Source organism: aff. Roholtiella sp. LEGE 12411, assembly GCF_015206995.1.
GTDB lineage: Bacteria > Cyanobacteriota > Cyanobacteriia > Cyanobacteriales > Nostocaceae > Komarekiella.
In genome coordinates this window covers 1-2,853 of the sequence record NZ_JADEXR010000279.1, presented here as the reverse complement: position 1 = coordinate 2,853, position 2,853 = coordinate 1, and the positions used below count along the sequence as shown (strand labels likewise).

Here is a 2,853-nt window from a genome sequence, read left to right as displayed (position 1 = left end):
GCCCGATGCCCCCTGCCCGATGCCCCCTGCCCAATCCCCAATTCCCAATTCCCAACTCCTTCTGACGAAGTTGACAAAATAGCCGTTAATATAGTAAACAATGCGGTTGCAAATGTGATTGAGTGAATTATCCTGCGCCTTCTCCAGAATTTAACCTAGGGTCGATATTTCCCTTTGAATTGGATCAATTCCAGCAGGATGCGATCGCGTCCATAAATGCCGGACGCTCCGTAGTCGTATGTGCGCCCACAGGTTCGGGCAAAACATTAGTAGGGGAATACGCCATTTATCGTGCCTTGTCGCGAGGAAAACGTGTATTTTACACTACTCCTTTGAAGGCGCTGTCGAATCAGAAATTACGTGACTTTCGAGAAAAATTCGGGTCTGATATCGTTGGACTGTTAACTGGAGATGCTTCCATTAACAGGGATGCACCGATTTTGGTGATGACTACAGAAATTTTTCGCAATATGCTCTATGGCACACCCATTGGGCAAATTGGCATTTCATTAGTAGACGTGGAAGCGGTAGTGTTGGATGAGTGCCACTACATGAACGATCGCCAACGGGGGACAGTTTGGGAAGAATCAATTATTTATTGTCCCCGTGAAGTCCAACTGGCAGCCCTTTCAGCAACAGTTGCCAATAGCGATCAACTCACCGACTGGCTAAATCGCGTCCACGGCCCAACTGACCTGATTTACTCCGATTTTCGCCCAGTGCCCTTAGAATTTCACTATTGCAATCCTAAAGGGCTATTTCCTCTACTAAATGATAGCAACACTAAAATCAACCCCCGCCTTCAGAAAAAGAGGGGGAGAGGGGGAGAAAGGGAGAGGGGGAGAGCCGGAAGACCAGAGGCTCCTGGGATCATTTATACCTTGAGCCAGCTACAGCAAAGAGATATGCTACCAGCGATTTACTTTATCTTCAGCCGCCGGGGATGTGATAAAGCAGTGGCAGAAGTGGGTGATTTATGGCTGGTAAATAATGACGAATCCCAGATTTTGCGGCAACAAATTGATGACTTTTTAGCCCGCAATCCCGAAGCCGGACGTTCTGGACAAATTGCTCCCTTGTACCGGGGAATTGCGGCACACCACGCCGGGATTTTGCCAGCCTGGAAAGTGCTAGTAGAAGAACTATTTCAGCAAGGGTTAATTAAGGTCGTATTTGCCACCGAGACACTAGCAGCGGGAATTAATATGCCCGCCCGCACAACAGTTATTTCCACCCTTTCTAAGCGGACTGATACCGGACATCGCCTGTTAAACGCTTCCGAATTCCTGCAAATGGCAGGACGTGCTGGTCGCCGGGGAATGGATAAACAAGGTCATGTGGTGACTGTACAAACCCCCTTTGAAGGCGCGAAAGAAGCAGCGTATTTAGCCACATCCAAGCCAGACCCCTTAGTCAGCCAGTTTACGCCCAGCTACGGTATGGTATTGAACTTATTGCAAACCCATACTCTGGAGCAAGCTAGGGAACTGATTGAACGGAGCTTTGGGCAGTACATGGCGACCTTACATTTAAGACCAGATTACGAGGAAATTGCCCAACTGCAAAATCAGTTAGTCCAACTACAGGAGCAAATCGCAGCAGTTGATGAAAATGAACTGGCTGTGTATGAGAAATTGCGCCAACGCCTGAAAGTGGAACGCCAGATCTTGAAAACCCTCCAAGAGCAAGCACTGGAAAACCGACAAGAAGAATTAGCGATGATGTTGGGCTTTGCAGTGTCGGGAACCCTGTTGAGTCTCAAGGGGAAACACATCACAGTGCCTTCACCCGTAACAGCAGTGTTAGTGGGAAAAACACTGGGTTCTGGTCAAGCTCCTTACTTAGTATGTTTAGGACTCGATAACCGCTGGTATGTAGCTACCACAGGGGATGTAGTCGATTTATATGCCGAACTACCGCGAGTTGAAGTGCCACCTGAAGTGCTACCACCGCCAGAGATGCCTTTGAAACCGGGACAATCACGACGTGGTAACGAAGAAACATTTGCGATCGCCCAATGTATCCCTGAGCCAGAGCAGTCTCTGTATCTGGCTCCAGAAGTAGCCGAACAACTCAGTCGTGTAACCGCTATCCAAGAGCAATTGGAATCTCATCCCCTACATCAATCAGGCAATGCTGCCACTATTTTTAAACGCAGGGCCCGTTATGTTGAATTAGAAGCTGAACTTCAAGTGTTGCAAACTCAAGTAGAGCAACAATCTCAACGTTATTGGGAAGAGTTTACTAATTTAATTGAGATTCTACAACACTTTGGCTGTTTGGATAATTTAGTGCCCACAGAATTAGGGCGTATCGCTGCCGCAATTCGGGGAGAGAATGAACTGTGGCTAGGTTTGGCATTCGTTAGTGGTGAACTGGACAACTTAGATCCCCAACATTTAGCAGCAGCGGTAGCGGCTTTGGTGACAGAAACTCCACGTCCAGACAGTAAGGTTAATTTCGACCTCAGCAATGAAGTAGCTGAAGCTTTGGCGAAATTGCGGGGAATTCGCCGTCAGATGTTCCAACTACAACGGCGGTATAATGTAGCGTTGCCTATATGGTTAGAGTTTGAATTAATTGCCCTAGTGGAACAGTGGGCTTTGGGAATGGAGTGGACAGAACTGTGCGAAAATACCACCTTGGATGAAGGCGATGTAGTCAGACTTTTACGTCGGACTTTAGATTTATTATCGCAGATTCCCCATGTACCTCATTTGCCAACATCTTTTCAGCGCAATGCTTATCGAGCGATGCAGTTGATTGATAGATTCCCAGTAAATGAGGTAGTTGAATAATGGGGAATGGGGAATGGGGAATGGGGAATGGGGAATGGCGGTCTCTTATACACAT

Annotated in this window: 1 protein-coding gene; it reads left to right on the top strand. The window is 47.5% G+C overall.

All coding sequences use genetic code 11. The features are described from left to right. The first annotated feature begins 122 nt into the window (after positions 1-122). The gene (locus IQ246_RS29320) at positions 123-2,798 is read left to right on the top strand and encodes an RNA helicase (RefSeq protein WP_194006794.1); all 2,676 of its coding nucleotides are present in this window, start codon (positions 123-125) and stop codon (positions 2,796-2,798) included. Positions 2,799-2,853: the final 55 nt, after the last annotated feature.